Origin of the sequence: Haliscomenobacter sp., assembly GCF_041740695.1 — a bacterium.
GTDB lineage: Bacteria > Bacteroidota > Bacteroidia > Chitinophagales > Saprospiraceae > Haliscomenobacter.
The window spans coordinates 1-4981 of the sequence record NZ_JBGSLK010000062.1 but is presented as its reverse complement, the minus strand read 5'-3'; the positions used below and the strand labels follow the sequence as shown (position 1 = coordinate 4981).

At 44.8% G+C, this 4981-nt stretch carries 5 protein-coding genes; all 5 read left to right on the top strand.

What is annotated here, in order from left to right:
• A partial coding sequence (locus tag ACEW9O_RS13650) for an RAMP superfamily CRISPR-associated protein (RefSeq protein ID WP_373550729.1) occupies positions 1 to 662 on the top strand: 662 nt, incomplete at its 5' end.
• Complete coding sequence (locus tag ACEW9O_RS13645) at positions 659 to 1072, top strand: TIGR04423 family type III CRISPR-associated protein (protein WP_373550728.1); 414 nt, start codon at positions 659 to 661, stop codon at positions 1070 to 1072. The genes ACEW9O_RS13650 and ACEW9O_RS13645, both read left to right, overlap by 4 nt.
• Positions 1073 to 1093: 21 nt before the next feature.
• Complete coding sequence (locus ACEW9O_RS13640; protein WP_373550727.1) at positions 1094 to 3472, top strand: TIGR03986 family CRISPR-associated RAMP protein; 2379 nt, start codon at positions 1094 to 1096, stop codon at positions 3470 to 3472.
• A gap of 29 nt (positions 3473 to 3501) precedes the next feature.
• On the top strand, positions 3502 to 4179 hold the full coding sequence (locus ACEW9O_RS13635) for a hypothetical protein (protein WP_373550726.1): 678 nt from the start codon (positions 3502 to 3504) through the stop codon (positions 4177 to 4179).
• Positions 4176 to 4838, top strand: a complete 663-nt coding sequence (locus ACEW9O_RS13630; RefSeq protein WP_373550725.1) for a hypothetical protein — start codon at positions 4176 to 4178, stop codon at positions 4836 to 4838. Before ACEW9O_RS13635 ends, ACEW9O_RS13630 begins: the two co-directional genes overlap by 4 nt.
• Positions 4839 to 4981 lie beyond the last annotated feature (143 nt).

The following is a 4981-nucleotide window of genomic DNA, read 5'->3' as shown; positions in this document are numbered from 1 at the left end:
CCCACCGGGTAGCCTACCACTATAATTTAAGCCAAAAATGCTACGTAGAAACTTTGGGGCAAGATGAACTTGGGTCTTCTTTTGATCTAGAAAAGGCTTTAAGTGAATTTAAACTCAATTATGCCCCCGAAGACCTAAACTACGGCAGTAACTCGACGGAGTGGCAACGATTGAAAAAAGAGGTTGAAGCGATGGTCATCAAAGATTCCAGTTATTGGCGAGAATTTGAAGCTCAATTAACTGGTGATGCCCCTTTGGAACAATTCCTACCAGTAGGCGAAAAAAACCTCGCCATCCAGGCACTGTTTGGATTTGCCAAATACAAAGAAAATGGAGCGCGTGGCAATGTAATCCTGAGTGATTGTTACCTCACTCCAACCCAAGTCAGCAGTAAAGTATTCAACCATGTGGCCATTGACCGTTTCACTGGTGGAGCTCGGGATGGTGCTTTGTTTAGTGAAGAAGTAAGTGCTACCGATTCTACAATCAACTTGCAGGTACATGTAGAAAAAAAACACGCGTTCGCAGATCCCTCAATAAAAAGTGCTTTTGAGGCGAGTCTCAATGATTTGTGTGCTGGCCGCTTACAACTGGGGGGAAGTATCAACAAAGGGCATGGCGTTTTTCAAGGTTCCTGGACCATTAAAACCGATGAGCAATGACCAATATCTTTAATACTTTAACCAACTACCCTCAAATCCTTGCAGTGGAATACGATGGTTATTACTGGTTGTCTGATGAGCAAGAACCCAGGATAATTCGCAAAGGAAAAATTGATCCTGCCTGGTTCAAAGCCTTACCTTTTGTGATTGAGGCCAATTTTTTTACATCTGACAAAAATTCAGGAATCAGCATCCAGGTACGGAATATTGAAGGGGTGTACCAGGTGACCGTATATGACCTAAAAAACTTTCCTGAAGGTTATTCCATTTCCTACGTGCCTTACATCGGCCATGATTTAGGAGGTGCCAATTATCGAATGGCTGAAGCCTGGCAAAGTGTGAACGATGAACTCTTGGAAGGCATGACCACGCTACTACCTGCCTGGTCGGCTTTTGCTGGATTTATTTAATCCCAACCAAAAAGATCAATCATGAGTATCCTTAAAGCGCCCTATAACTTTGTGCCATTGAGCAATCAGGTGGTTTATCCAGAATGGGCTGAGCAAGTAAGTCTGGACATCCCATTTGAAGATGCACAATCAGGAGAAATAGAAGTGGAACTTAAGGCGCATAGCCCAATTTTTGTGCGTGATGGTCAGGGGAAAGGCAGCATTGACCACAGTTCTGATTTTTTTCAACACCAGGGTAAATATTACCTACCAGGTTCTTCGCTCAAAGGTATGGTGCGGAGCGTATTGGAAATAATGAGTTTTGGCAAAATGGGGGATCGGGTCAATGACGACCGTTATGCCATTCGAGATTTGTCGGGTACCATCAAAGAATTGTACCTGAGCAAATTCAAACCTGATACGGTTTATGGAGGTTGGCTAAAAAAGAATGCTGATGGAACTTACAGTTTGGAAGACTGTGGTCATCCAGGGCGCATCAGCCACCAGCATTTGGACGAAATGTACAATACTGATTTCAGTACCTATTTTCTAAAAGGCAACGGCTTTGACCAAAGTAAAGACGCACAAAAAGCAGCTCGATTCAAATATCGGCGCTTTGAACAGCTCGCCCAGGGGCAATCCCGGGTCAATCGCTTCAGCTTTGCAGCAAACAGTGCCGGGCGACCTATCTATGAAATAGACAGAGACAATCCTGCTGCATTGCCGGGTGAAATTGTTTTTACGGGGCAACCCAGTCCTCGGTTTCAACGCCCCACAGGCAAATGGGAAGGGCATCACCTGGAATTTATTTTTTTTAAACCCGACAGAAATGTGGTGCACACCGTTGATCCGGAAGTCATCAACAATTTCTTCTTTGCCTATTTTGATCAGGATCCAAGTCGCTGGTCAGAAGATTGGCGATTTTGGCGCAATGAATTGTCGCCCAAAGAAAAAAACCAAAAAGGGAAAGCCATTCCTGTGTTTTTCCACAAAGACAATCAGGGGAAAGTGATTGCAATTGGCTTGTCCTATTTGTTTAAACTCCCCTACCAAAAATCCATTCGCCAGGCGATGCCGGCTCAACATACGGAAGGCCATAAACCAGATTTTGCTGATTTGTTGTTTGGCTTTGTCAATGGAGAGTCAGCCCTGGAAAGCCTCAAAGGCAGGGTGCATTTTGGCCATGCTGCCGCTCAGGCGGGCTGTGTGCCTGGGAAAATGGTTGAAGTAGTCTTGTCTAGCCCAAAAGCTTCCTATTATCCAACTTATGTTCTCCAAACCGTGGATGCCAATGGCAAAACGGGCAGCTACAAAACCTTCATGGATGAAGGGGCCCAGGTGGCGGGCTGGAAACGTTACCCTGTACACCTGGAAGGCGTAAAAAGCAATGATATCCCTCCAAAAAGCTCCGGAGACGTAGGGGTTCGTTTTGTGCCTTTGGAAACGGGTGCCCGGTTTAAATTTACCATTCGTTACCACAACCTCAAGAAAGTTGAACTGGGTGCATTGTTGAGTGCCCTCACTTTTCACCGCTTCGACCAGGACACCTTTCATGGCCTGGGGATGGCCAAACCACTGGGTTACGGCAAAGTAAAATTAAGCCTTCCTGCCTTGTCAAAGGCTGAACTTGAGTGTTTAGCTATTTACGAAGTGTACATGGGTTCCAAAATCAAAGGTTGGCTAAGTTCCCCTCAATTGAAGGAGCTTTTAAGTATGGCCCTGGAACCTACCCGTGAAGTAGATTCAAGTCTGGTGTACATGAAATTGGAGTTGGGTAAGGGCAATGAATTTACGGCAGCCAAAAATGCTTCTGAAGCTTTAAAACCATACTCCAAACGCTCCAATAATCCCATCGAACTCCAGTCAATTCTCAGCAAAGAGCAACTGGACTCGGCTCTCATTCTGAAGCAGGCATCCAAATTGTCAACCCAGTATGTTCCAGCGCGTTCCAGCGACGATATTCGTAATGAGCTCCAACTGCGCTTCTACCAAGCATTGGAGGAGCACAAAGCAAATTTGTTGGCACAATTGGAACAGCGAAAAGAGGATATTCGCTTGAAGGAAAAAGCAATTGCCAATGAGGCTAAAGGTGAAGATGCGCGACAAAAAGGGGCCGATTTTTCAACTCTGGTAATTGGCAGTCGAGATTTCTTTGAGGGCATGAAAAAAATTGTACGACAGTTCGTAGAAACAATTCATCAGGGCAAGTATGATAAGTTGTTGAAAGAGATGCCGCAGGGAGTACTTCCGGAGGCCTATCATGATGCATTAATCGATATTTTACAAAAACACTGTGCCAGTGCCGCGAAAGCAGAGCGTGAAAATTGGCAAAGGCCTTATGGTCAGAATGCAAACTTGAAAAAAGTAGCCGAGTGGATTGGGGAGGAGAAGGGAAAGAAAATAACCTTCAGCAATCCTTAAATTGATTTTATGTTTTACCAAACTTCACCATGATGCCACAACATGAAAAACTGCAAAAGCAGCTCAAACAAATGGTAGAAAAAAACCTGCGCGAGGTATTGCAAAGGCTTAAGCAGGTTTTTGAGCACACGAATAAGTACAACTTGGTCATCTCACTCAACACCCAGTTGAATGAATTGACCAACCATCGGATAATTGGGTCATTAAGCAAAGATGAAGAGTTGCGCACCTTCAACCAAATCAGCAGCAATATCCTCATGTTAATTGATCAAATAGATGAAGAAATTGCTAGTGCTTACGAGTTGGAAAATTCCATCTTTACCCGTTTTTTAGTGATTTGTAAATCCCCTGAACGTAAAGTTTACCTTCAAAGTTTGTTTCCCGAAACCCGCTACAAAGAGGTACATTTTGACTATTCCCTCCTACCCTGTCCTAAGGAAACCGCGAATACCTATGATTTGATTGTTTTTGACAACTTACCCCATCAAGGCATTTATGACGAGGAAACGAACAACAAGTTTGATCATTTATTGCCCTATTACCTGGAAGAAACACTTCCGTTGGTGCTTTATCTCGGCCCTTTTTCCTCATTGATCAATCAATATCCAGAAAAAGTATATGCATCTAACTCCATTTTCTCCATCCACGCCCGCATCCAAGAAATGATGAGTTTCATCAAATACTACCAAGCGGAATCGCCAGCATGAGTCAAGTTGCCAGGATCGCCCACTTCACCTTCAACCTTCCTCTCAAGCGCCACGAGCTCCCACTCTGGCGGACCGCTTTTTTGCACATGTTTCCTCCCGCAGTTGGGCTGGAAGGCTTGAGCCCACTTGAAGGCACTTATCCCTTGATCCAGTTTTGCCGCATCGGTAAGCAAGCTGGAATAGTGGCCATCAATGAAGGAGTGCAAGCCATAAAACAGTCCATTGCTGCCCAAAGCTGGTCATTTCGTTGGCAAAACAAGGAGTATTCCCTAGGTATCGAACAAATCGACACCTTCAATCATCCTTGCACTGTTCTGGAAAAGCCCCAAAATTACCTCATCGAAGCCTATCTTCCTTTTACGGGTGGAGCCAAAAACGATATTGCGGCAGACCTGGAGTTGAGTCTCCTTGCCCAGGTACAGGTCTTACAACAACGCGTCAATGAACACCTGCAACACATGACTGAGCAGCTTGCGTTGGACTTTCCATACCCTATCCATGCGCAACTTACCCACCTGGATCGCAGTAAGTTTTTATCCCGCAGTGCGGATTCACCCAAAGTGTATTACCTCAAATGTAAATCCAATTTATCCTTACCAGCTATGCTTGGCATTGGAGAAGGCATGGCAATCGGACTAGGCAGAATCATTCCCTTATAATTTTTTCCCCTCCCCTCTGAAAGAATCCTTCCCATTTCCCCGTCTCCTAACCAGAAACACAATAAACCGAATGGCGCGGCTGAAGCAAACAACAACTTTTTTCCTTCACCAAACCATTCATCCCATGACGACAGCACAGTTCC